The sequence below is a fragment of the Spongiactinospora sp. TRM90649 genome (genome assembly GCF_029382225.1).
Taxonomy (GTDB): domain Bacteria; phylum Actinomycetota; class Actinomycetes; order Streptosporangiales; family Streptosporangiaceae; genus Spongiactinospora.
The window spans coordinates 121,425-144,563 of the sequence record NZ_JARLTC010000015.1; the positions used below are offsets into that span (position 1 = coordinate 121,425).

23 protein-coding genes and 1 pseudogene are annotated in these 23,139 nt (G+C 69.0%); 20 read left to right on the forward strand and 4 right to left on the reverse strand.

Annotation, left to right across the window (positions count from 1 at the left end; genetic code table 11):
• The first annotated feature begins 25 nt into the window (after window positions 1-25).
• Window positions 26-994 (forward strand): c-type cytochrome biogenesis protein CcsB, encoded by a 969-nt coding sequence (gene ccsB, locus P3X83_RS20340; RefSeq protein WP_277306715.1) that lies wholly within the window; start codon window positions 26-28, stop codon window positions 992-994.
• Window positions 995-1,033: 39 nt separating this feature from the next.
• Here ccsB and P3X83_RS20345 read toward each other — a convergent pair whose 3' ends face one another.
• Complete coding sequence (locus P3X83_RS20345; RefSeq protein ID WP_277306716.1) at window positions 1,034-1,333, reverse strand: PLD nuclease N-terminal domain-containing protein; 300 nt, start codon at window positions 1,331-1,333, stop codon at window positions 1,034-1,036.
• Window positions 1,334-1,484: 151 nt separating this feature from the next.
• Here P3X83_RS20345 and P3X83_RS20350 point away from each other — a divergent pair, with 151 nt between their 5' ends.
• Entirely contained in the window at window positions 1,485-2,474 is a 990-nt protein-coding gene (locus P3X83_RS20350; protein ID WP_277306717.1) for a hypothetical protein, read from the forward strand.
• On the opposite strand, the pseudogene P3X83_RS20355 reads toward P3X83_RS20350, so the two are convergent.
• Window positions 2,471-2,953: pseudogene (locus tag P3X83_RS20355) on the reverse strand (transposase); the annotation flags it as partial. The gene P3X83_RS20350 and the pseudogene P3X83_RS20355 overlap by 4 nt on opposite strands.
• Before the next feature lie 200 nt (window positions 2,954-3,153).
• Here P3X83_RS20355 and P3X83_RS20360 point away from each other — a divergent pair.
• Entirely contained in the window at window positions 3,154-3,393 is a 240-nt protein-coding gene (locus P3X83_RS20360; RefSeq protein ID WP_277306718.1) for a hypothetical protein, read from the forward strand.
• Between the two features lie 140 nt (window positions 3,394-3,533).
• Here the strand turns inward: P3X83_RS20360 and P3X83_RS20365 are convergent, their stop codons facing one another.
• A complete protein-coding gene (locus P3X83_RS20365) occupies window positions 3,534-3,773 on the reverse strand; it encodes a BldC family transcriptional regulator (RefSeq protein WP_111165463.1) in 240 nt (79 codons plus the stop codon).
• Between the two features lie 303 nt (window positions 3,774-4,076).
• Here P3X83_RS20365 and P3X83_RS20370 point away from each other — a divergent pair, with 303 nt between their 5' ends.
• Window positions 4,077-4,298: a hypothetical protein gene (locus P3X83_RS20370; RefSeq protein WP_277306815.1), complete on the forward strand. Its 222-nt coding sequence runs from the start codon at window positions 4,077-4,079 to the stop codon at window positions 4,296-4,298.
• Here the strand turns inward: P3X83_RS20370 and P3X83_RS20375 are convergent.
• Window positions 4,195-5,481 (reverse strand): hypothetical protein, encoded by a 1,287-nt coding sequence (locus P3X83_RS20375; RefSeq protein WP_277306719.1) that lies wholly within the window; start codon window positions 5,479-5,481, stop codon window positions 4,195-4,197. The two genes, P3X83_RS20370 and P3X83_RS20375, sit on opposite strands and share 104 nt — an antisense overlap.
• Window positions 5,482-5,579: 98 nt before the next feature.
• Between P3X83_RS20375 and P3X83_RS20380 the strand changes: the two genes are divergently transcribed.
• From P3X83_RS20380 to nuoN, 16 genes are all read left to right on the forward strand, one after another.
• Window positions 5,580-6,314: a demethylmenaquinone methyltransferase gene (locus P3X83_RS20380; RefSeq protein ID WP_277306720.1), complete on the forward strand. Its 735-nt coding sequence runs from the start codon at window positions 5,580-5,582 to the stop codon at window positions 6,312-6,314.
• Between the two features lie 123 nt (window positions 6,315-6,437).
• On the forward strand, window positions 6,438-7,715 hold the full coding sequence (locus tag P3X83_RS20385) for a geranylgeranyl reductase family protein (RefSeq protein ID WP_277306721.1): 1,278 nt from the start codon (window positions 6,438-6,440) through the stop codon (window positions 7,713-7,715).
• A gap of 133 nt (window positions 7,716-7,848) precedes the next feature.
• Complete coding sequence (locus P3X83_RS20390; protein WP_277306722.1) at window positions 7,849-8,208, forward strand: NADH-quinone oxidoreductase subunit A; 360 nt, start codon at window positions 7,849-7,851, stop codon at window positions 8,206-8,208.
• Window position 8,209: 1 nt separating this feature from the next.
• Window positions 8,210-8,758 (forward strand): NADH-quinone oxidoreductase subunit B, encoded by a 549-nt coding sequence (locus tag P3X83_RS20395; protein WP_277306723.1) that lies wholly within the window; start codon window positions 8,210-8,212, stop codon window positions 8,756-8,758.
• Window positions 8,755-9,468 carry an NADH-quinone oxidoreductase subunit C gene (locus P3X83_RS20400; RefSeq protein WP_277306724.1) on the forward strand — a complete coding sequence of 238 codons (714 nt, stop codon included), beginning with the start codon at window positions 8,755-8,757 and terminating at the stop codon, window positions 9,466-9,468. Before P3X83_RS20395 ends, P3X83_RS20400 begins: the two co-directional genes overlap by 4 nt.
• 17 nt (window positions 9,469-9,485) lie before the next feature.
• Window positions 9,486-10,805, forward strand: coding sequence for an NADH-quinone oxidoreductase subunit D (locus tag P3X83_RS20405; protein ID WP_277306816.1), 1,320 nt, complete (start codon window positions 9,486-9,488; stop codon window positions 10,803-10,805).
• The gene (gene nuoE / locus P3X83_RS20410; RefSeq protein WP_277306725.1) at window positions 10,802-11,473 is read left to right on the forward strand and encodes an NADH-quinone oxidoreductase subunit NuoE; all 672 of its coding nucleotides are present in this window, start codon (window positions 10,802-10,804) and stop codon (window positions 11,471-11,473) included. The genes P3X83_RS20405 and nuoE overlap by 4 nt, the downstream gene beginning before the upstream one ends.
• A complete protein-coding gene (nuoF, locus tag P3X83_RS20415; RefSeq protein WP_277306726.1) occupies window positions 11,470-12,756 on the forward strand; it encodes an NADH-quinone oxidoreductase subunit NuoF in 1,287 nt (428 codons plus the stop codon). The genes nuoE and nuoF overlap by 4 nt, the downstream gene beginning before the upstream one ends.
• Window positions 12,753-15,155 (forward strand): NADH-quinone oxidoreductase subunit G, encoded by a 2,403-nt coding sequence (locus P3X83_RS20420; protein WP_277306727.1) that lies wholly within the window; start codon window positions 12,753-12,755, stop codon window positions 15,153-15,155. Before nuoF ends, P3X83_RS20420 begins: the two co-directional genes overlap by 4 nt.
• Window positions 15,156-15,216: 61 nt before the next feature.
• Window positions 15,217-16,581, forward strand: coding sequence for an NADH-quinone oxidoreductase subunit NuoH (gene nuoH, locus P3X83_RS20425; RefSeq protein WP_277306728.1), 1,365 nt, complete (start codon window positions 15,217-15,219; stop codon window positions 16,579-16,581).
• Entirely contained in the window at window positions 16,568-17,083 is a 516-nt protein-coding gene (gene nuoI, locus P3X83_RS20430) for an NADH-quinone oxidoreductase subunit NuoI (RefSeq protein WP_277306729.1), read from the forward strand. The genes nuoH and nuoI overlap by 14 nt, the downstream gene beginning before the upstream one ends.
• Window positions 17,076-17,843 carry an NADH-quinone oxidoreductase subunit J gene (locus P3X83_RS20435; protein WP_277306730.1) on the forward strand — a complete coding sequence of 256 codons (768 nt, stop codon included), beginning with the start codon at window positions 17,076-17,078 and terminating at the stop codon, window positions 17,841-17,843. Before nuoI ends, P3X83_RS20435 begins: the two co-directional genes overlap by 8 nt.
• Window positions 17,840-18,136 (forward strand): NADH-quinone oxidoreductase subunit NuoK, encoded by a 297-nt coding sequence (gene nuoK, locus P3X83_RS20440; protein ID WP_277306731.1) that lies wholly within the window; start codon window positions 17,840-17,842, stop codon window positions 18,134-18,136. The genes P3X83_RS20435 and nuoK overlap by 4 nt, the downstream gene beginning before the upstream one ends.
• A gap of 67 nt (window positions 18,137-18,203) precedes the next feature.
• Complete coding sequence (gene nuoL, locus P3X83_RS20445; protein ID WP_277306817.1) at window positions 18,204-20,048, forward strand: NADH-quinone oxidoreductase subunit L; 1,845 nt, start codon at window positions 18,204-18,206, stop codon at window positions 20,046-20,048.
• Window positions 20,048-21,595 carry an NADH-quinone oxidoreductase subunit M gene (locus P3X83_RS20450; protein WP_277306732.1) on the forward strand — a complete coding sequence of 516 codons (1,548 nt, stop codon included), beginning with the start codon at window positions 20,048-20,050 and terminating at the stop codon, window positions 21,593-21,595. The genes nuoL and P3X83_RS20450 overlap by 1 nt, the downstream gene beginning before the upstream one ends.
• Window positions 21,592-23,139 (forward strand): NADH-quinone oxidoreductase subunit NuoN, encoded by a 1,548-nt coding sequence (nuoN, locus tag P3X83_RS20455; protein ID WP_277306733.1) that lies wholly within the window; start codon window positions 21,592-21,594, stop codon window positions 23,137-23,139. Before P3X83_RS20450 ends, nuoN begins: the two co-directional genes overlap by 4 nt.

Consider the following 23,139-nt stretch of genomic DNA (forward strand, 5'->3'; position numbering starts at 1 on the left):
CAAGTCACACCACTCGGAGGTGAACATGCCCGCTGAGGTCGACACCGGTCTCGCCACGCTGAGCGACTCGCTCGCGCTGGCGACCGTCGTGCTCTACGTCTTCGCCATGATCGGATACGCGCTGCACCTGGGGTTCGGCCGCCGCGCGGCGCGCGCCCCGCAGGCGGTGCGCGAGCCCGCCCTGGCCGCGGTCGGGGCGCCCACATCGCCGGACGCCCCTCCGGCCGATACGCCCGAGACCCCGGAGCGCCCCGTCCCCGCATGGCCGGAACGAGCCGCAGGGATCGCGCTGGCGCTGACCTGGCTCGGCTGCGCAGCCAACCTGGTCTGCCTGGTCACCAGGGGCCTGGCGGTCGACCGCTGGCCGTGGGCGAACATGTACGAGTTCGTGGTCGCCATCTGCCTGGCCGCGGTGACCGCGTTCCTGGTGATGCGGCACCGTTTCCCGCAACTGACGTTCCTCGGCGCGTTCGTCAGCCTCGCCGCCGCGCTGACCCTGGGCTTCGCGGTGCGCACCCTGCATGTGGAGGCCGGGCCGGTGCAGCCCGCGCTGAACTCCTACTGGGTGGCCATCCACGTGAGCGCCGCCATCATCGCCAGCGGGCTGTTCATCGTGGGCGGGATCGCGTCGATCATCTACCTGATCCGCAACGACGCCCGCGCCTCGCGCCTGCCGTCGAAGGCCGACCTGGAGCGCGTCGCGCACCGGATGGTCGTCATCGCCTTCCCGATCTGGACCTTCGCCGTGATCGCCGGAGCCCTGTGGGCGGACAAGGCGTGGGGCCGCTACTGGGGCTGGGACCCCAAGGAGATCTGGGCCTTCATCACCTGGGTGGGCTACGCGGCCTACCTGCACGCCCGCGCGACGGCCGGATGGCGCGGCCGGGCCGCGGTGATCATCGGCCTGGTGGCCTTCGCGTCACTCTTGTTCAACCTGGTGGGTGTGAACATGTTCCTCGGTGGTCTGCACTCCTACGCCGATATCCCCGGCTAGCCCCGGGCTGCCCGGTCGGCCGGGCCCTCGGTCGGCCGGTCAGTCGTCGTCGCGCAGGCGACGGTCGAGGTCCTTCAGGAAGTCGGGGTCGTCGTCGGGCCCGCGAGGAGCCGGAGGGCGCGTGGCATCGCCCGCGCCCCCTGCCGGCGTGTGCGCGGCCTGCGGGCGCGGACGCCCCAGCACCAGCCACAGCAGGCCGCCGATGTCGAGCAGCAGCACCACGATGATCACCCAGAGGAACTTGGGCAGGTTCCTGGTCTCCTCGTCGGGGGTCGTGATGACGTCGAAGAGGCAGTAGAGCCAGAAGGCGAGCAGGGCCAGGCCGAGAACCATGGGCATGCCCGCACTGTAAGCCATCCTGGAGACCGCCGCGTCCATCGCGCCGGGTCCGGAATCGCATCCGCTGAACTGTGCGGACATAACGGATGACGCACGAAGATCTGCGTCGTACCTTGGATGCGCGAACCGTGGGGCATGACGAAGGGGCGCGATGGCGCAGTCGGGCGAGAAGGGGCGGCATCGGCGGGGCAGCCGCTGGTGGCAGCGCGGGCCGAACGTCTCGCCGTACCGTGGTGGGTCGGTGCGCGAGGGCGGCGGCGAGGGACCGCGGGACCGTCAGGAGACCGGGCGTGAGCGCGGCGATCCGAGGGGCGTGCCGCGTGCCGTCCCGGTCGAGTTCATGGACGACATCCCGAGCGCGTTCGGGCCCTTCCGGCGTGAGGTGCCCCGCGAGGCCCCCGCCGAGACGGAGCACCTCACGGGCAGGCCGCGCACGGTCGCGGCCTCGGTGGTCGACCGGCCGCAGTACACCTGGCGCGACTTCGAGCTGGACGACGAGCAGCCGCGGGCGCAGCCGAACGCGCCCGACCACCCCGGCGTGGGAGACGGCCTGCGGCACTGTGGGCGGCTTGAGGAGATCCTGCACCGCCAGTGGGACTCCTGGCAGGGCCCGCCCTCCCCGGAGGCGGTACGGGCCGTTGAGAGCCTCGCACGGCTGCCCGAGCGGCTGAAGTCCCTGCTCGCAGAAGGGCTCGACGGGATCTACGTCGGGCCGGGCGGCGTGCCCGACCTCGACGACATGGGCTACCTGCGCGGCGCGCCCCTGCCGTCCGGCCGCGCCACCTGGGACATCTGCGCGGGCGCGTACGGCGACCGCAAGATCGTCGTGGGCGACCGGCCGTCACCGACCCCCGACGTGATGATGCACGAGGTGGGTCACGCACTCGACGACGTCGACTCCCGCCCGGGCGACTGGGTCTCCGACAGTCCCGAGTTCGTCGCCCTCTACGAGGCGTGCGAGCCACTGCTCGCCTCCGGCTTCCACCGGCAGCCGGCCGGCCTGGGCCGCAAGGAGTTCTTCGCCGACGCCTTCGCCGCCATCGCCTCACGCCAGCGCCCCGCACTGGTGGACATGCTCGGCGGAGACACCCGGATGGCACTCAACGTCATGTTGTTCTTCAACCGGCGCTACGGAATCTAGGGCATGTAAGGCGTGGAAAGGTCGCGATCTTGACTTTCTCCCCACGGCTGAAGCCAGGGAACTCCAACCCTCGCGGGTTGGGCTTCCTGCTTCACCGCCGGTCGCCTGCCGGGTCTGCGCCCTTGAGGTCTTACACCGGCTCCACAGGCGTTTCAGCTCTCCGCCCGCCCGGCGGGCCAGGACGCGTCGGAGACGGCGCGGGCCGGCGAGCGGTTGCGGACCATGTCGCGCACGGCAAGGTCTTCCACGGCGATCACTTGGTTGTCGCGAACAAGCCGTGTGGTGACCTTGTGCAGATGATCCCGCCTGCGGTCGGCGATCCGCGCGCACACCCTGGCGGCCTTGAGGCGTGCCTTGGCCCGGTTGGCGCCGCCCTTGGCCTTACGGGCGAGCGCCCGCTGGGCTTTGGCCAGCTTGCGCCGGTCATGGTGTTCGTGGCGGGGGTTGAGGATCTTCTCTCCGGTGGACGACACCTCGGACAGGAATCCGAACTCGCCGCCGCGTTTCCACCCGGTGACCATGGCGGAGGACTCCGCGTAGGCCCGCTTCACGGTCTGCGCCACGCCTGGCATCGTATCGCGCGATCGGCGGAGACTCGTGCGAGTGTTCGATTTGCGGCGCTGTGCCGCGCTTTCTCCCCATGCCTGCAGGCGGGGGTCTCCACGCTCAAGGAGATTCGATGAACGTCATCCGGCTCGCGGACGGGACCCTGCGCGTACCGCAAAGCCTGGCAAGCGATGACGGTCGCCTGATCGGCAACGCTTACGTCGATCTGTCACCCGGCGACCCCGAGTACGACCGATGGCTGCCCGAGTCGCTGACCGAGGAGGAGTGTGAGGAGCGGCGTCGTCGCTGGCAGGAAGAGAACGACGAGCTGGAACGTGAGTTCCTGGCCTTCAAGGCCGAGCAGGAGCGCTGACCGCGTCTCCTGGGCTTCCTGGGCTGCTTGAACTGAATTGGTGGTGCTGTCTGAACGGCCCCCCGAGCCCGTCCATCCGGCACGGTGACCCTGCGGCCTCCTGGTGGGTGCGCAGGATCACCGTGGTGACGAATTGATCGTCAGACGCGCGGGGACTCACCGCTCGGCCGATCGGCCGTCAGAACGTCCTCGCCGCGAAGGAGGGCGTGCACTTCCGATTCACGGAAGCGCCGGTGCCCTCCGGGGGTGCGAATGCTACTGATGCGGCCGGCGGCCGCCCAGCGCGTCACCGTCTTCGGATCTACCCGGAAGAGGGCGGCAACCTCGCCGGGTGTCAGCAGACGCTCGCTGCTACTCTCCACGATCTCTCCCCCTCGCATCCCGCCTCCTGCCAGCGGGCGGACAGGTAACCAGTGTGCCGAGCGAAGCCTGTTATATCCGTGCTTTTCTGCAAAGATCACGGGTTGTTATAGGCCGACTGCCCGATTGTTATATGATAGAGCCTCTTTGGGGCTCTCATGGGTGTTTCTTTACGAAAGGCGGTGTTGGGGAAGACTAGCAGCGCTCGCGGCCGATGCGAAGCGCTGCGCGGTGTGCGGGAAGCGTGACGTAACCTCGACGCTGTGCGTCCCGTACTCGTTTACACAGCTTCCCGGATCGGCCTGTTCCTCGTGGCGTTCGGTGTGCTCTACCTGACCGGCCTGCGAAGCTGGCCGGTGCTGTTGATCGCCTCGTTCGTGCTGAGCGGACTGGCGAGCTACATCCTGCTCTCCAGACAGCGCGACGCGGTGAGCGCGCGCATCACGAGAGAGGGAACATCCCGACCCGCGCATGATACTCCCGACCAAGACGGGTCGTATCACTACCAACCAGTAGACCGCCGCGATGGGGAAGAAAAGCCTTGACGCCGACTCCACGATCACGCGTGGGGTTCCAGCGCAACGCCTTACCCGTGCGCGGATGGATCGCGCCGATGCCCGGCCGTGACACCGCTCCGGCGCCCGCGTCGTCGTGACCTCGGGGGTTGTCGAGCCATCGCTGATGACCCCCGACGTAGATCGCCGCACCGGTGAGCGCGACCGAATAGAGCGAGTCTCCGCCGGTGTGATTGACCCACGTGGGTTTGATCGTGTCACCGCGCGAGAAAGTCTCGAATCTCGCGGCGGTGTCGCAGAGTTTCCGCGCTCCGCCGTAGCCGCCTGTCGTGACCACGACGAAGTAGTCGCCCCGCGGTGAGAAATCAAGCCCTCGCACGTAAGTGGGAAACGGCTCGCGGCAGACCGGTTTGTAGGCGTCGGTGCGCCAGGGCGCGACCTTCGCGGTGGCGCCGCTGATGTCGATCAGCCCGAGCTGGTGGCGGTCGAGGCCGTCAAGGGTGGTGAAACTGCCGTCGACGGCCAGCCTCCCGGCGGTGGCGGCCATCGCGATGACCTTGGTCCGGCCGCTGATGGAGTCACCGGGGGTGACGGTGAAACCGGGATCGGGCGCGCCGGTCACCGGATCGAGGCGGGCGAGCGCCGGCCTCGGCGTGCGGCCGACCCGGATGAAGTCGCCGCCCGCGTATAGCGCGCCCTCGTGCGCCACCAGAGCGCTGACGTCGCCGCCGAACACGCGTGGATCGAACTCCGGCACGGTCGTGCCGTCGGTGACGCGCAGCTTGGCGAGCGCGGCGGCCCGCCGTCCGCCGATCGAGCCGAACGAGCCCCCGGCGTAGACGGTGCCGCCCTCGCCCGGGGCGAGCGCGGCGACCGGGCCGTCCGCGACCGGCGCGAACGCCTCGGACACCCGGCCGGTGACCACGTCGAAGGCGAACAGGTTGTCGCGTTCCAGGGTCGCGCCGCCGCGCGCCTCGCGCACCCGGCTGAACGAGCCGCCGACCACGACCGTGCGGCCGACGAGGGCGAACGCGGTGACGATGCCGTCGAGCACGTGCGGGGTGTGGGCGACCGGATCGGCCGAGACGACCTTGGTGTGGGCCGCCTCTCCGGGGGCCGCCCTGGCCGCGGCCCGCGCGTGCGGGGCGGGCCGTGGAACGGCGGGGGCGAGGAGGGTCAAGGCGGTGAGGACCGCTGTGGTGGGGGCGAGCACGCTTATAGAGGTATCAGACGCAACGTAATCACGTCGCTACTTTTCGTGGACACCCTCGCGGGACGCTCGGTTCCACCGCAGGCCGTACCCTTGAGGCCATGACCCGCGCATCGTTGGACAAGCAGCCGCACGAGGTCGCCGCGATGTTCGACCGCACCGCGCGGCGCTACGACCTGGTGAACGACGTGATCTCGATGGGACAGGTCAGGTGGTGGCGTAAGGCCACCGCCGCGGCGGTGGACGCCGGTCCCGGCGAGCTGGTCCTCGATCTCGGCGCGGGCACGGGCACCTCGACCGACACCTTCACCGGCCTCGGGGCGCGGGCCATCGCGTGCGACTTCTCGCTGGGGATGCTCACCACGGGAGTGCGGCGCAGGGGTTCCTCGGGGCTCACGGGCGGTGGCGTGCGCGGTGTGAGCTTCGTCGCGGGAGACGCCATGCGCCTGCCGTTCGCCGACGAGACCTTCGACGCCGTGACGATCTCGGTGGCGCTGCGCAACGTCCACGACCCGGTGGCGGCGCTGCGCGAGATGAACCGCGTGGCCAAGCCGGGCGGGCGCCTGGTGGTGTGCGAGTTCTCCCACCCGCCGGTCAAGTCCTTCGACCTGATCTACTCCCAGTACGTGATGCGGCTGCTGCCTCAGGTCGCCCGCGCGATCGGCTCCAACGACGATTCCTACGAATATCTGGCCGAGTCCATCCGCGAATGGCACGACCAGGCGGCCCTGGCACGCCTCATCCAGCAGGCCGGCTGGGACGAGGTCGCCTGGCGCAACCTGTCCCTCGGCATCGTGGCTCTGCACCGGGCGCGCAAGCCCGGCGGCACTCGGTAGGGGACCGGCTGACACCTCGTGCGTAAAACGCGTTAGACTGCACGCCGACAAGTTTGTGAAGAGGTTCACAAAGGAACGAAGGCCGCACTAAAGGCCGCCAGCGTGTAGGACAGGACAGGTCCCGTGACCGAGCCAGCCGCCGCACAACGCAGCGCCGCTGAAGCCGACGCCGACGTCATCGTCGTCGGCGCAGGGCCCGCCGGTTCAGCAGCAGCCTTTTACCTCGCCCAGGCCGGGCTTGAGGTGCTGCTGCTGGAGAAGACCACCTTCCCCCGCGAGAAGGTGTGCGGCGACGGCCTGACCCCCCGCGCGGTCAGGCAACTGATCGCGATGGGCATCGACATCGACGCCCCGGGCTGGGTGCGCAACCGCGGCCTGCGCGTCGTCGGTGGCGGACGCCGCTTCGAGCTCGACTGGCCCGACCTCGCCTCCTATCCCGACTTCGGCCTGGTCAGGGTGCGTAAAGACTTCGACGAGATCCTCGCCGCCAACGCGGTCAGGGGCGGGGCCCGGCTCATGCAGGGCGTCAACGTCACCGGCCCGATCCTCGACGACCGCAGTGGCCACATCGTCGGCGTCACCGCCAAGAAGGACGGCGAGCCGGTCTCCTACCGCTCCCGCCTGGTCGTCGCCGCCGACGGCAACTCCGCCCGGCTGGCCCTCGGCATGGGGCTGCACAAGCGGGAAGACCGCCCGATCGGCGTCGCCGTCCGCACCTACTACGAGAGCCCCCGCCACGACGACGACTACCTTGAGGTCTGGCTGGAGCTGTGGGACGGCCGCGACCTCCTGCCGGGCTACGGCTGGGTGTTCGGCGTCGGCGACGGCACCAGCAACGTCGGGCTCGGCCTGCTCAACACCAGCGAGCGGTTCAAGAACGTCGACTACCGCGACCTGCTGCGCCGCTGGGTCGCGAACATGCCCTCCGACTGGGGCTTCTCCGACGAGAACATGCGCGGCCCGGTCCGCGGCGCCGCGCTGCCGATGGCCTTCAACCGCCAGCCCCACTACACGCGTGGCCTGGTCCTCGTCGGCGACTCCGGCGGGATGATCAACCCGTTCAACGGCGAGGGCATCGCCTACGCGATGGAGACCGGAGAGATCGCCGCGCGCACGATCGCGCAGGCGCTGCCCCGATCCACCCCTGCGCAACGGGAACGTCTGCTCCGGGCATACCCTGGGGTGCTGAAAGACGCCTATGGTGGCTACTTCACGCTCGGCCGTGCCTTCGTCGAGGCGATCGGCCGTCCGGGCGTGATGAACTTCGCGACCAGGCACGCCCTGCCGCACCCCCGGTTGATGCGGTTCGCCTTCAAGCTGCTCGGTAACCTGACCGACCGGCGTGGAGACGCCTCCGACCGCATCATCAACGCCCTGTCGAAGGTCGCGCCGTCATCATGATCTCCACGAAGCCTTCGTACCAGGAACGAAAACCGATGATCGCGCTGCCTAGACTTGCACGACACATCACGACGTACCGCGCGCCCTCGCGTGAGGAGCTGGGACGCGTGGAGATGGGAGAGGACGCGTAGCGATGGAGCTTTACCTGCCCATCCTGGTGCTCGCCGTGCTCGCGGCGGGGTTTGCCGTCTTCTCGGTGGCGATCGCGCCCTTCACGGGTCCCAAGCGCTGGAACCGCGCCAAGCTCGACGCCTACGAGTGCGGCATCGAACCGACGCCCCAGCCGGTCGGAGGCGGGCGCTTCCCGCTGAAGTACATGATCACGGCGATGCTGTTCATCGTGTTCGACATCGAGATCATCTTCCTCTACCCGTGGGCGCTCGCCTTCGACGCCCTCGGGGTGTTCGGGCTGATCGAGATGATGCTGTTCATCGTCACCGTGCTCGTCGCCTACGCGTACGTGTGGCGCCGCAAGGGCCTGGATTGGGACTGACATGGGTCTTGAAGAGAAACTCCCCAGCGGATTCCTTCTCAGCACGGTCGAGGCACTGGCCGGCTGGGGCCGTAAGAACTCCGTGTGGCCGGCCACCTTCGGCCTGGCCTGCTGTGCCATCGAGCTGATGTCCACCGGCGGGCCGCAGCACGACCTGGCGCGGTTCGGCATGGAGCGGGCGTCGGCGACGCCCCGCCAGGCCGACCTGATGATCGTCGCAGGTCGCGTATCGCAGAAGATGGCCCCGGTGCTGCGGCAGATCTACGACCAGATGGCCGAGCCCAAGTGGGTCATCTCGATGGGCGTGTGCGCCTCCAGCGGCGGCATGTTCAACAACTACGCCATCGTGCAGGGCGTCGACCACATCGTGCCGGTGGACATCTACCTGCCCGGATGCCCGCCCCGGCCCGAGATGCTGATCGACTCGATCGTCAAGCTGCACGACAAGATTCAGAACACCAAGTTCGGCGCGCACCGCGCCAAGCAGATCGACGAGCTCGAAGAGCAGGCGCTCCGCTCGCTGCCGCTGATCGATCAGGGGGCACAGTGACCGACAACTCGCCGGACAACCTCCCCGGCGTACCCGAGGAACCGGTGGCACGCACCGGCATGTTCGGCGCGTCAGGCACGGGCGACACCTCCGGCTACGGCAATCTCGTCGTCCGCCGCGCGCCCCGGCTCTCCACTCCCCGCCCGTACGGCGGGCCCGTCGGCCCGGCCGGCCAGCGCGGCGATTACGACGACATCGCCGACGAGCTGGAGCGGGCCCTCGGCGGCGACCTCAGCAGCGCCGTCGAGCGGGTGGTCGTGGATCGCGGCGAGCTGACCTTCCACGTCAAGCGGGAGAATCTGCTCGAGGTCTGCCGGCACCTGCGCGATGACCCGGCGCTGCGCTTCGAGCTTTCGCTGGGCGTCTCGGGCGTGCACTACCCGCACGACACCGGTGCCGAGCTGCACGCCGTCATCCACCTGTGCTCGATCACGCACAACCGCAGGCTGCGCGTCGAGGCGAGCGCTCCCGACGCCGACCCGCACGTGCCCTCCACGGTGGAGATCTACCCCACCCACGACTGGCACGAACGCGAGACCTACGACTTCTTCGGCCTCGTCTTCGACGGGCATCCCGCGCTGACACGGATCGAGATGCCCGACGACTGGGAGGGGCACCCGCAGCGCAAGGACTACCCCCTCGGCGGCATTCCCGTGGAGTACCGCGGCGCCGAGATCCCCGCGCCCGACGAGAGGAGGTCGTACGCGTGAGCACGGCCTACGACAAGATCGACGACGAGGCCACCGAAGGCCGCGTCTACACCGTCAGCGGCCAGGACTGGGATGAGCTGGTCGCCGCGGTCGCGGGGGCCGAGGACGAGCGCCTGGTCGTCAACATGGGCCCGCAGCACCCCTCCACACACGGCGTGCTCCGGCTGGTGCTGACCCTCGACGGCGAGACGGTGATCGAGGCGCGCACGGTCATCGGTTACCTGCACACCGGGATCGAGAAGAACATGGAGTTCCGGACGTGGACGCAGGGCACCACGTTCGTCACCCGGATGGACTACCTGTCGCCGATCTTCAACGAGACGGCGTACTGCATGGCCGTGGAGAAGCTGCTCGGCATCACCGACCGGATCCCCGAGCGGGCCGAGGTGATCCGGGTGCTGATGATGGAGCTCAACCGGATCTCCTCGCACTGGATGGCGGTCGCCACCTACGGCATGGAGCTGGGCGCCACCACGCCGTTCCTGTTCGGCCTGCGTGAGCGGGAGATGGTGCTCGACCTCTTCGAGCACATCACCGGCCTGCGGATGAACATGGCCTACGTCCGCCCCGGCGGAGTCTCGGTCGACCTTCCGGCGGGCACGCTGGACAAGGTCGGCGAGTTCCTCAAGGTCATGCCGAAGCGGATCAAGGAGATGCGCAAGCTCCTCGACGCGAACCCGGCCTACCTGCGCCGCACCAAGGACGTCGCCTACCTCGACCTCACCGGCTGCATGGCCCTCGGCATCACCGGCCCGGTGCTGCGCTCGGCGGGCCTGCCGTGGGACCTCCGCAAGTCGCAGCCCTACTGCGGCTACGAGAACTACGACTTCGACGTCCCCGTCGAGAAGTCCGCCGACGTCTACGGCCGCTACCTGGTGCGGATGGCCGAGATGGAAGAATCCCTGAAGATCATCCAGCAGGCGGTGGACCGCCTGGCCGGCGCCGAGCTCAAGGGCAAGCCGGTGATGATCGAGGACAAGAAGATCGGCTGGCCCGCGCAGCTCGCGCTCGGCCCCGACGGGTTTGGCAACTCGCCCGACCACATCGCCCACATCATGGGCACCTCCATGGAGGCCCTGATCCACCACTTCAAGCTGGTGACCGAGGGCTTCCGCGTGCCCGCCGGGCAGGCGTACGTCGGCATCGAGTCGCCGCGCGGCGAGCTGGGCGCGCACGTGGTCAGCGACGGCGGCACCCGGCCCTTCCGGGTCCACTTCCGCGACCCGTCGTTCACGAACCTGCAGGCCATTCCGGCGACGTGCGAGGGCGGCATGGTCGCCGACGTGATCTCCGCGGTGGCCTCGCTCGACCCGGTCCTTGGAGGTGTTGACCGATGAGCGGATATTCGCCGGAGGTGCGCGAGCGCCTCGAACGCGACGCCAAGGAGATCATCGGGCGTTATCCGAAGCCCCGGTCGGCCCTGCTGCCGCTGCTGCACCTGGTGCAGTCGGAGGAGGGCTACGTCTCCGACACCGGCCAGGAGTTCTGCGCCGAGCTGCTCGGCCTCACCAAGGCCGAGGTGGTGGGCGTCTCCACCTTCTACACCATGTACAAGCGCAAGCCCGCCGGCGAGTACCACGTCGGCGTGTGCATCAACACGCTGTGCGCGGTGATGGGCGGCGACCAGATCTGGGACGAGCTGACCGAGCACGCCGGCATCGGCCACGAGGAGGCCACGCCCGACGGCAAGGTCTCCCTTGAGCGCATCGAGTGCAACGCGGCCTGCGACTTCGCCCCGGTGGTGATGGTCAACTGGGAGTTCTTCGACAACCAGACCCCGGCCTCGGCCAAGCAGCTCGTCGACGACCTGCGCGACGGCAAGACGGTCTCGCCGAGCCGCGGCCCGAAGCGGCTCTGCACGTTCAAGGAGGCCTCGCGGGTGCTCGCCGGCATCCCCGACGACCTGGCCGGCGACGGCCCCTCGGCGGCCGGACCCTCCCTTGAGGGCCTGCGCATCGCCAAGGAGAACGGCTGGACCGCGCCCCCGAAGGAGGAGTCGCCATGACCACGCTTACGCCGGTCCTCACCGCGAACTGGGACCAGCCCGACTCCTTCACGCTTCGCGGCTACGGCGACTACTCGGCCGCCCGCAAGGCGCTCGCCATGGAGCCCGACGCCATCATCCAGGCGGTCAAGGACTCCGGACTGCGCGGCAGAGGCGGCGCGGGCTTCCCCACCGGCATGAAGTGGGGCTTCATCCCGCAGGGCGACGGCAAGCCGCACTACCTCGTCGTAAACGCCGACGAGTCGGAGCCGGGCACCTGCAAGGACATCCCGCTCATGATGGCGAACCCGCACTCGCTGGTCGAGGGCGTCATCATCACCTCCTACGCGATCCGCGCCAACCACGCGTTCATCTACGTGCGCGGCGAAGTGCTGCACGTCGTGCGCAGGCTGCGCGCGGCCGTACAGGAGGCGTACGAGAAGGGCCTGCTGGGCACCGACATCCTCGGCTCCGGCTTCGACCTGGAACTGGTCGTGCACACCGGTGCCGGCGCGTACATCTGCGGCGAGGAGACGGCGCTGCTCGACTCGCTGGAGGGCTACCGGGGCCAACCTCGCCTCAAGCCTCCCTTCCCGGCCGTCGCGGGGCTTTACGCTTGCCCCACCGTCATCAACAACGTCGAATCGGTCGCCAGCGTTCCCAGCATCGTGGAGAACGGCGCCGGCTGGTTCGCGGGGATGGGCACCGAGAAGTCCAAGGGCTTCGGCATCTTCTCACTGAGCGGCCACGTCACCCGTCCCGGGCAGTACGAGGCCCCGCTCGGAATCACCCTGCGCGAACTGCTCGACATGGCCGGGGGCATCCGCGCCGGGCACCGCCTGAAGTTCTGGACCCCGGGCGGGTCGTCCACGCCGATCTTCACCGACGAGCACCTCGACGTCCCGCTCGACTTCGAGTCGGTCGGCGCCAAGGGCTCCATGCTCGGCACCCGCGCGCTGCAGATCTTCGACGAGACCACCTGCGTGGTCCGCTCCGTGCTGCGCTGGACCGAGTTCTACGCGCACGAGTCGTGCGGCAAGTGCACGCCGTGCCGTGAGGGCACCTACTGGCTCAAGCACGTGCTCAAGCGGCTGGAGAAGGGCCAGGGCACCGAGGAGGACCTCTCCACCATCACCGACATCGCCGACAACATCCTCGGCCGCTCGTTCTGCGCGCTCGGTGACGGCGCGACGAGCCCGATCCACTCGTCGGTGAAGCACTTCCGCGACGAATACCTCAAGCACTTCGAGATCGGCGGCTGCCCGTTCGATCGCGCCGCGTCCACTGTCTGGGGGAACGCATGACCATCCAGGCGACCGCAGGAGGATCGGTCGAGCAGCCGGTCGACCTGGTCAGCCTCACCATCGACGGCTTCCAGATCAGCGTGCCCAAGGGCACCCTGCTGATCCGCGCCGCCGAGCTGCTCGGAATCCAGATCCCCAGGTTCTGCGACCACCCGCTGCTCGACCCGGTCGGCGCCTGCCGTCAGTGCCTGGTCGCCATCGAGGGCATGCCCAAGCCCGCCGCCTCCTGCACGATCGTGTGCACCGAGGGCATGGTGGTGCAGACCCAGCTCACCAGCCCGGTCGCCGAGAAGGCCCAGCGCGGCGTCATGGAGATGCTGCTCATGAACCACCCGCTGGACTGCCCGGTCTGCGACAAGGGCGGCGAGTGCCCCCTGCAGAACCAGGCGATGTCCAACGGGCAGGGCGAGACCCGGTTCCAGGAGGACAAGCGCACCTTCGAGAAGCCGATCGCGCTGTCCACCGAGGTGCTCCTCGACCGCGAGCGGTGCATCCAGTGCGCCCGCTGCATCCGGTTCTCCGATGAGATCGCGGGCGACCCGCTGATCGACTTCTTCGAGCGCGGGGCCAAGGAGCAGGTCCGCACCGCCGACGGCGAGCCGTTCCAGTCGTACTACTCGGGCAACACCGTGCAGATCTGCCCGGTGGGCGCGCTGACCGGCGCGGCCTACCGGTTCCGCGCACGGCCGTTCGACCTGGTGTCCACGCCGAGCGCCTGCGAGCACTGCGCCAGCGGCTGCGCCCAGCGCACCGACCACCGCCGCGGCAAGGTCACCCGCCGCCTGGCGGGCGACGACCCGCAGGTCAACGAAGAGTGGAACTGCGACAAGGGCCGCTGGGCCTTCACCTACGGCACGCAGCCCGACCGCCTGCGCACCCCGCTGATCCGCGACGAGGACGGCATGCTCGTCCCCGCCTCCTGGCCGGAGGCGCTGGCCGTGGCCGCCAACGGGCTGGCCCAGGCCAGGGGCCGCACCGGCGTCCTGGTCGGCGGACGGCTCACCGTCGAAGACGCCTACGCCTACAGCAAGTTCGCGCGGATCGGGCTGGGCACCAACGACATCGACTTCCGCTCCCGCCCGCACTCGGCGGAGGAGGCCCAGTTCCTGGCCCACTCCGTGGCGGGCAAGGGCATCGAGGTCTCCTACACCGAGCTGGAGCGCGCGCCGGCCGTCCTGCTGGTGGGCTTCGAGCCCGAGGAGGAGTCCCCGATCGTGCAGCTCCGGCTGCGCAAGGGCGTGCGCAAGCGCGGGCTCGCGGTCTACGCGGTCGCGCCGTTCGCCAGCCCGGGGCTCACCAAGCTGCGCGGCACCCTGGTGCGTGCGGTGCCCGGCACCGAGCCCGACGTCCTCGGCGAGCTGCCCGGCCCGGTGGCCGAGGCGCTGCGCAAGCCCGGCGCGATCGTGCTGGCGGGCGAGCGGCTGGGGACCATCCCCGGCGCGCTGTCCACGCTGGCCCGGCTGGGCGAGAGTACCGGCGCCCGCGTCGCCTGGATCCCGCGCAGGGCCGGGGAGCGCGGCGCGCTGGAGGCCGGCGCGCTGCCGAACCTGCTGCCGATAGGGCGGCCGGTCGCCGAGGCCGACGCCCGGGCCGAGGTGGCCCGCGCGTGGGACGTCGCGAGTCTGCCCGACACGCCGGGCCGCTCGACCGCGCAGATCCTGGCCGCCGCGCTCGACGAGCAGCTCGACGCGCTGCTGATCGGCGGTGTCGACCCCTTCGACCTGCCCGACCCGGACGCGGTGCTGGCGGCGCTGGAGAACACCCCGTTCATCGTCAGCCTGGAGCAGCGGGCCAGCGCGGTCACCGACCGCGCCGACGTGGTGCTGCCGGTGGCCACCTCCACCGAGAAGTCGGGCACGTTCGTCAACTGGGAGGGCAGGGGCCGCACCTTCAAGGCGGCCATCAAGACCCCCGGCGTGATGAGCGACCTTGAGGTCATCGGGGCCATCGCCGACCACATGGACGTCCACCTCGGGCTGCCCGACGAGGCCGCCGCGCGGCGCGAGCTGGGCTCGCTCGGCGCGTGGCGCGGCCCCCGGGGCGCCGCTCCCAGCGTCTCCGGCCGGTTCGTGTCCGAGCCGCAGGCCGGTGAGGCGGTCCTCGCCACCTGGCACCACCTGCTCGACGCGGGCCGGATGCAGGACGGCGAGCCGTACCTCGCGGGCACCGCGCGGGCGAGCGAGGCGCTGGTGTCCGACGAGACCGCGGCCGAGATCGGGGTCGCCGACGGCGCCAAGATCACGGTGACCACCGACCAGGGCTCGGTCCGGCTGCCGGTGCGGATCGCCGACCTGCCCGCCCGGGTCGTCTGGCTGCCGGCGAACTCCGCCGGCTGCTCGGTCACCCGCGACCTGCGGGCCGGGGCCGGAGACATCGTCAAGATCGGTAGCGCGTCATGAGGAGCGGTGAGCGACCGATGAGGACAGAACCCCACGCAGTGAGCGGAACGGTGAGGGACCAGTGAACGCGACCCGAGTGCTGCTCGCGGCTCCCCAACCCGGGCCGTCGGGCCTTGAGGACTTCGGCCACGACCCCTTGTGGATCTCGATCATCAAGTCGGTCGCGATCTTCGTCTTCCTGCTGCTGTCGGTCATGTTCGGGGTGTGGATGGAGCGCAAGCTCATCTCCCGCATGCAGCACAGGTACGGCCCCAACCGGGCGGGGAAGTTCGGGCTCCTGCAGTCCGTCGCCGACGCGCTGAAGATGGGCCTGAAGGAGGACCTCTACCCGCGCACGGTGGACAAGTTCCTCTACGCCATCGCCCCGATCATCCTGGTGGTCCCGGGGTTCATGGCCTTCTCGGTCATCCCGTTCGGGCCGAACGTCTCAATGTTCGGCGTGGTGACCCCGCTGCAGCTCACCGACCTGCCGATCGCGGTGCTGTTCGTGCTGGCGATGTCCTCGGTGGCGGTCTACGGGATCGTGCTGGCGGGGTGGTCGTCGCGCTCGCCGTACGCGATGCTGGGCGGCCTGCGCTCCAGCGCGCAGGTGGTCTCCTACGAGATCGCGATGGGGCTCTCCTTCGTCGGCGTCTTCCTGTTCTCGGGCACCCTCTCCACCTCGGAGATCGTGGCCAAGCAGGCGAGCGGCGGCACGTGGGACATAGCCGGGCTGAGCATCCCGATGCCGTCCTGGTACGTCGTGATGCTGATCCCGTCCTTCCTGATCTACGCCATCACCATGCTGGGCGAGACCAACCGCGTGCCGTTCGACCTGCCGGAGGGCGAGGGCGAACTGGTCGGCGGTTACCAGACCGAGTACAGCTCCTCGCTGAAGTTCGCACTGATCCAGATGGGCGAGTACGTCAACGTGTTCGTCGTCTCGGCGGTGTCGATCACGCTGTTCTTCGGCGGCTGGCACGCGCCCTGGCCCATCTCGCTCTGGGAGGGGGCCAACACCGGCTGGTGGCCGCTGCTGTGGTTCTTCATCAAGCTGGTGCTGGTGTTCGCCGCCTTCATCTGGGTGCGCGCCTCGATGCCCCGGATCCGCTATGACCAGCTCATGGCGTTCGGCTGGAAGGTGCTGATCCCGCTGAACCTGGCGTGGATCATGCTCGTCGCCACGGTCCGGGCCTTCCGCGTCGAGGACGCGGACCGCACGGTGCTGTTCACCATCGCCGCGGTCGTCCTGGTGTGCTGCCTGGCGCTGTACTTCCGCTTCGACACGGTGCTCCAGCGCCGCAGAGAAGAGAAGGCGGCGGAGACCGAGGCCGAGTACGAGCGGCTCGAAGTGGAGCCGACCGCCGGTGGCTTCCCGGTGCCGCCGCTGGACCTGCCGCACTACCACGGCGCGGACCGCAAGGAGGTCTCCAGTGGGATTCACTGATTTTCTCAACCCCGTCAAGGGCTTCGGGGTGACCTTCCACCACATGTTCAAGAAGCCCGTCACGGTGCAGTACCCCGAGGAGAAGCGGCCGACGGCGCCGCGGTTCCACGGCCGCCACCAGCTCAACCGCTGGCCCGACGGCCTGGAGAAGTGCGTCGGGTGCGAGCTGTGCGCCTGGGCCTGCCCGGCGGACGCGATCTATGTGGAAGGCGCGGACAACACCGAAGAGGCCCGGTTCTCGCCGGGTGAGCGGTACGGTCGCACCTACCAGATCAACTATTTGCGGTGCATCCTGTGCGGCCTGTGCATCGAGGCGTGCCCGACTCGCGCGCTCACCATGACGAACGAGTACGAGCTCGCCGACTCCAGCCGGGAGAGCCTGATCTACACCAAGGAGATGCTCCTCGCTCCTCTCGGGCCCGGCATGGAGACCCCGCCTCACCCGATGCGTCTGGGTGAGACCGAAGAGGACTACTACCGGCTTGGACGTAACAATGGGTGAGACCATCACGTTCTGGGTGCTCGCGGTCGTTTCGGTGACCGCGGCGCTCGGGCTCGTCCTCAGCCGCAAGGCGGTCTACTGCGCGCTGATGCTCGGCGTGGTGATGGGCTCCCTGGCGGTGCTCTACGCGGTGCAGGAGGCGCCGTTCCTGGCCGCCGTGCAGATCATCGTCTACACCGGCGCGGTCATGATGCTCTTCCTGTTCGTGCTGATGCTGGTGGGCGTCGACTCCACCGACTCCCTGGTCGAGACGATCAAGGGTCAGCGCTTCTGGGCGATCGTGGCGGGCGTGGGGTTCGCCGCACTCCTCGGGCTGACGGTGGGCAACATCGCCTTCGCGCCGCCGACCAACCTCGGCGGGGTCACCCAGCAGTACGGCGGGAACGTCCAGGGCCTCGCCCAGCTCATCTTCACCAGGCACGTCTTCGCCTTCGAGGTCGCCTCCGCCCTGCTGATCACCGCCGCGCTCGCCGCGATGGTGCTGGCGCACCGCGAGCGCGTCAAGGCCAAGCCCACCCAGAAGGACCTGGCCAGGGCCAGGTTCAACGGTCCCCACCCCACCCCGCTGCCCGGCCCCGGCGTCTACGCCAGGCACAACGCCAACGACATGCCGGCGTTGCTGCCCGACGGCACGGTCTCGGAACTGTCGGTCAACCGGATCATCGCCCGCCACGACGTACAGGCCGGGCGCCTGCCGGAGGACGCCAGACTCGCCGAGGCCATCAGGAACGCGGTCGAGGTTGAGGAGGAGAGCAAGTGACGACGCACTACCTCGTGCTGTCCGCCCTGCTGTTCGCCATCGGCGCGGTCGGGGTGCTGGTACGGCGGAACGCGATCGTGATCTTCATGTGCGTGGAGCTCATGCTCAACGCCTGCAACCTCGCGTTCGTCACCTTCGCCAGGCAGCACGGCAACCTGGACGGCCAGCTCATCGCCTTCTTCGTGATGGTCGTGGCCGCGGCCGAGGTCGTGGTGGGCCTGTCAATCATCGTGACGATCTTCCGAACCCGCAGGTCCGCGTCCGTGGACGACGCCAACCTGCTGAAGTACTAAGAGGTGGCGAGTGGAACCCGCTGAGATCCTCCAGCATGCCGGAGGTGCGATCGGGGCCTCGTGGCTGATGATCGCGCTTCCGTTGCTCGGAGCCGCGATCCTGCTGCTGGGCGGACGCCGCACCGACCGGTGGGGCCATCTGCTCGGCGTCGCCATGTCGCTGGCGTCGTTCGTGGTGGCCGTGGTCGTCTTCTTCGAGATGATCGGCCTGCCCGAGCAGGAGCGGCGCCGGAGCGTCGAACTCTTCGAGTTCATCCCCGGCGTCGCGGACATGGGCCTGTTGATCGACCCGCTGTCGATCTCCTTCGCCCTGCTGATCACCGGGGTCGGCTCGCTGATCCACATTTACTCGATCGGCTACATGTCCCACGACCCCGACCGGCGCCGGTTCTTCTCCTACCTGAACCTGTTCGTGTCGGCGATGCTCCTGCTGGTCCTGTCGGACAACTACGTCGGCCTCTACGTCGGCTGGGAGGGCGTCGGTCTCGCCTCCTACCTGCTGATCGGGTTCTGGCAGTACAAGCCGTCGGCCGCCACGGCCGCGCAGAAGGCGTTCATCGTCAACCGGGTCGGCGACTTCGGCCTGGCGATCGGCGTCTTCACCATCTGGACCACCTTCGGGTCGGTCGCCTACGGCCCGGTCTTCGCCGCCGCGGGCGGCGCGGAGCAGGGCGTGCTCACCGCGATCGGGCTGCTCCTGCTGCTCGGCGCGTGCGGCAAGTCGGCCCAGGTGCCGCTGCAGTCCTGGCTTCTGGACGCCATGGAGGGCCCGACCCCGGTGTCGGCCCTCATCCACGCGGCGACCATGGTCACCGCGGGCGTCTACCTGGTGGTCCGCTCCGGTGCGGCGTTCTTCCCCGAGGGCTCGACGGCCGCGCTGGTCGCCGCCGTCGTCGGCACGGTGACGCTGCTGGCCGGTGCGATCATCGGTATGGCCAAGGACGACATCAAGAAGGGCCTGGCGGGCTCCACGATGTCGCAGATCGGCTACATGATGCTGGGCGCGGCCTTCGGCCCGGCCGGCTACGCCTTCGCCATCGCCCACCTGATCACGCACGGCTTCTTCAAGGCCAACCTGTTCCTCGGCGCCGGATCGATCATGCACGCCATGAACGACGAGGTGGACATGCGAAGGTACGGCGGGCTGCGCAAGGTCCTGCCGATCACCTTCTACACCTTCTTCATCGGCTACCTGGCGATCATCGGGTTCCCGCTGCTGTCCGGATACTTCACCAAGGACGGCATCATCGAGACGGTGGTCCACCACAACGAGATCCTCGGCTGGCTGGCCGTGCTCGGCGCCGGTCTCACCGGCTTCTACATGTCCCGGATGGTCTTCATGACCTTCTTCGGGCAGAAGCGCTGGGCCGACGACGCGCACCCGCACGAGTCGCCCGCCGTGATGACGGTGCCGCTGGTCATCCTGTCGATCGGGTCGATCTTCCTGGGCGGCTACCTGATCCTCGGCAACACGTTCATGAAGTTCCTCGGCCCGGCCGTCGGCCTGCCCGAGACGCTGCCCGCGTTCCACTGGAACACCGTGCCCGGCCTCACCACGCTGGCCCTGGTCGCGGTCGGCGCGGCCATCGCCTGGCTGCGCTACGGCAGGGCGCCCGTTCCGGTCACCGCCCCGCGCGGCTCGTTCCTCACCACCTTCGCCCGCCGTGACCTCTACGGCGACGCGCTGAACGAGGCGCTGTTCATGCGGCCCGGCCAGTGGCTGACCAGGTTCGCCGTCTTCTTCGACAACCGCGGTGTGGACGGCCTGGTCAACGGGCTGGCCGCGGGGATCGGTGGCACCTCCGGGCGGCTGCGCAAGATACAGACCGGCTTCGCTCGTTCGTACGCGTTGTCCATCCTCTTCGGCGCTGCCGTGGTGGCCGGCGCTCTGCTCCTCGTAGGGAACCTGTGATGCCCTGGCTTCCGATACTGATCGCTCTGCCCGCGTTGGGCGCGCTCGGCGTGGCCGTGCTGCCCAAGGGCAGCGACAAGGCCGCCAAGCAGCTCGCCCTGCTGGTGTCGCTGGTGGTGCTGGCGCTGACGCTGGTGCTGGCCTTCCAGTTCGCGCCTGACGCGAACGGCTTCGCCTTCCAGCAGAAGTACTCCTGGATCCCCTCGTTCGGGGTGAGCTTCGGCGTCGGAGTCGACGGCATCGCGCTGGTGCTGATCGCGCTGTCGGCCGTACTGGTGCCGATCGTGATCCTGGCCTCCTGGCACGACGCCGACGGCACCGGCGCGGAGAACCCGCCCAAGCGGTCGGTGAAGACGTACTTCTCGCTGCTGCTGGTCCTCGAAGCGATGATGATCGGCGTCTTCGCGGCGACCGACGTCTTCCTGTTCTACGTGTTCTTCGAGGCCATGCTGATCCCGATGTATTTCATGATCGGGTCGTACGGCGGCGCTCAGCGGTCCTACGCGGCGGTCAAGTTCCTGCTGTATTCGCTGTTCGGCGGACTGCTCATGCTGGTCGCCGTGATCGCGCTGTACGTGACCGCGGGCAAGAACACCTTCATGTTCCCCGAGCTGATCGGGGCCGTCACCGACCCGACCGTGCAGAAGTGGCTGTTCCTGGGCTTCTTCATCGCGTTCGCGATCAAGGCGCCGCTGTGGCCGTTCCACACCTGGCTGCCCGACGCCGCCGCCCAGGCCCCGGCCGGGGCCGCCGTGCTGCTCGTCGGCGTGCTGGACAAGGTCGGCACCTACGGCATGCTGCGCCTCTGCCTGGAGCTGTTCCCCGACGCCGCGAAGTTCTTCACTCCGCTGGTGCTGGTGCTCGCGGTGATCGGCATCGTCTACGGCGCGATCGTGGCCATCGGGCAGACCGACATGAAGCGCCTGATCGCCTACACCTCGATCTCGCACTTCGGCTTCATCGCCATGGGCGTGTTCGCGATGACCTCCAACGCCCAGGCGGGCGCGACGCTCTACATGGTCAACCACGGGTTCTCCACGGGCGCGCTGTTCCTGATCGCCGGATTCCTCATCTACCGCAGGGGCTCGGCCAGGATCGACGACTACGGCGGGGTGCAGAAGGTCGCGCCTGTGCTGGCCGGCACCTTCCTGGTGGCGGGCCTGTCCGGCCTGGCGCTGCCCGGCCTGTCACCCTTCGTCAGCGAGTTCATGGTGCTGCTCGGCACGTATGAGCGCTACCTCGTGTACGCGGTCATCGGCACCTCGGGCGTGGTGCTGGCCGCGATCTACATCCTGTGGATGTACAAGCGGGTGGCGAACGGCCCGACCGCCGAGTCGGTGTCCGGGATGAAGGACCTCAACGGGCGCGAGCGGCTGGTGATCGCCCCGCTGCTGGTGCTGATCATCGCGCTCGGCTTCTTCCCCAAGCCGGTGATCGACGTGATCAACCCGGCCGTGGACCGCACGATGACGAACATCCAGATGAAGGATCCGCAGCACGCCGTGCCCGTGGCGGAGCAGGCTGAGCAGAAGGGTGCGGGCAATTGAACACCATTCAGCCACCGACGATCGAGTACGGGCAACTGAGCCCGCTGCTCCTGATCTTCGGCGCGGCCATCATCGGGGTGCTGATCGAGGCGCTCGCCCCGCGCTATCTCCGTAAGTCGCTGCAGATGCCGGTCACCCTGCTCGGGCTGGTCGGCGGCTTCGCGCTGGTGCTGGTGGTGGTCCTGCAGGGCGTGCCGACCACGCTGTCGGCCGAGGGCGCCATCGCGGTGGACGGCCCGGCGCTGTTCTTCTGGGGCGTCATCCTGGTGCTCGCGTTGATCAGCGTGATGCTGATCAACGACGACAACGAGTTCGTCGCGGCGGCCTCAGCCGTACCGGGCACCCCGGAGGAAGAGGAGTCGATCGCCGCCGGGGGCGCGCACACCGAGATCTACCCCCTCACGCTGTTCGCGGTCGGCGGCATGATGCTGTTCGCCTCGGCCAGCGACCTGCTGATCATGTTCGTGGCCCTTGAGGTCATGTCGCTGCCGCTGTACCTGCTGTGCGGCCTGGCCCGCAGGCGGCGTCTCCTGTCCCAGGAGGCGTCGGTCAAGTACTTCCTGCTCGGCGCGTTCTCCTCGGCCTTCTTCCTGTACGGCATGGCGCTGGTCTACGGCTACGCCGGCACCGTCGACCTCGGTGGCATCAACACCGCGCTGGGCACGGTCGGCGGCCAGAACACGCTGCTGCTGATCGGCATGGGCATGCTCGGCGTCGGCCTGCTCTTCAAGATCGGCGCCGCGCCGTTCCAGGCGTGGAAGCCCGACGTCTACCAGGGCGCGCCCACCCCGATCACCGCGCTGATGGCCTCCGGCACGCTGGTCGCCGCGTTCGGCGCGGTGCTGCGGGTGTTCTGGGTGGCCCTGGGCAACGCGGACTGGGACTGGCGTCCGGTGATGTGGGGCGTCGCGATCCTCACCATGGTCGTCGGCGCGATCCTGGCGATCACCCAGACCGACATCAAGCGGATGCTCGCCTACTCCTCGATCGCGCACGCCGGGTTCCTGCTCACCGGTGTGGTCGCGACCGGTGCCGCCGAGCAGAACGCGATGTCGCTCAAGGGCATCCTGTTCTACCTGGTGGTCTACGGCATCACCACGGTCGGCGCGTTCGCGGTCGTCACCATGGTCCGCGACGCCGGCGGCGAGGCCGGGCACCTGTCTCGCTGGGCGGGCCTGGGCAAGCGGTCGCCCGCCCTGGCCGGGGTGTTCGCGTTCTTCCTGCTGGCCTTCGCCGGCATCCCGCTGACCTCTGGCTTCTTCGGCAAGTACGCCGTGTTCGCGGCGGCCGTGGCCGGTGGGGCGGTGCCACTGGTCATCGTCGGTGTGGTCAGTTCGGCCATCGCGGCGTTCTTCTACGTTCGCGTGATCGTCCTGATGTTCTTCAGCGAGCCGGCCGCCGACGGCCCCACGATCGCGATCCCGAGTGTGGGGACCGCGGGTGTGGTCGCCATCGCGGCAGCGGCTACCGTAGTGCTCGGGATCTACCCGGAGCCCGTGCTCCGGCTGGCGGAGGACGCCGCCTCGACACTGTTCATCCACTAA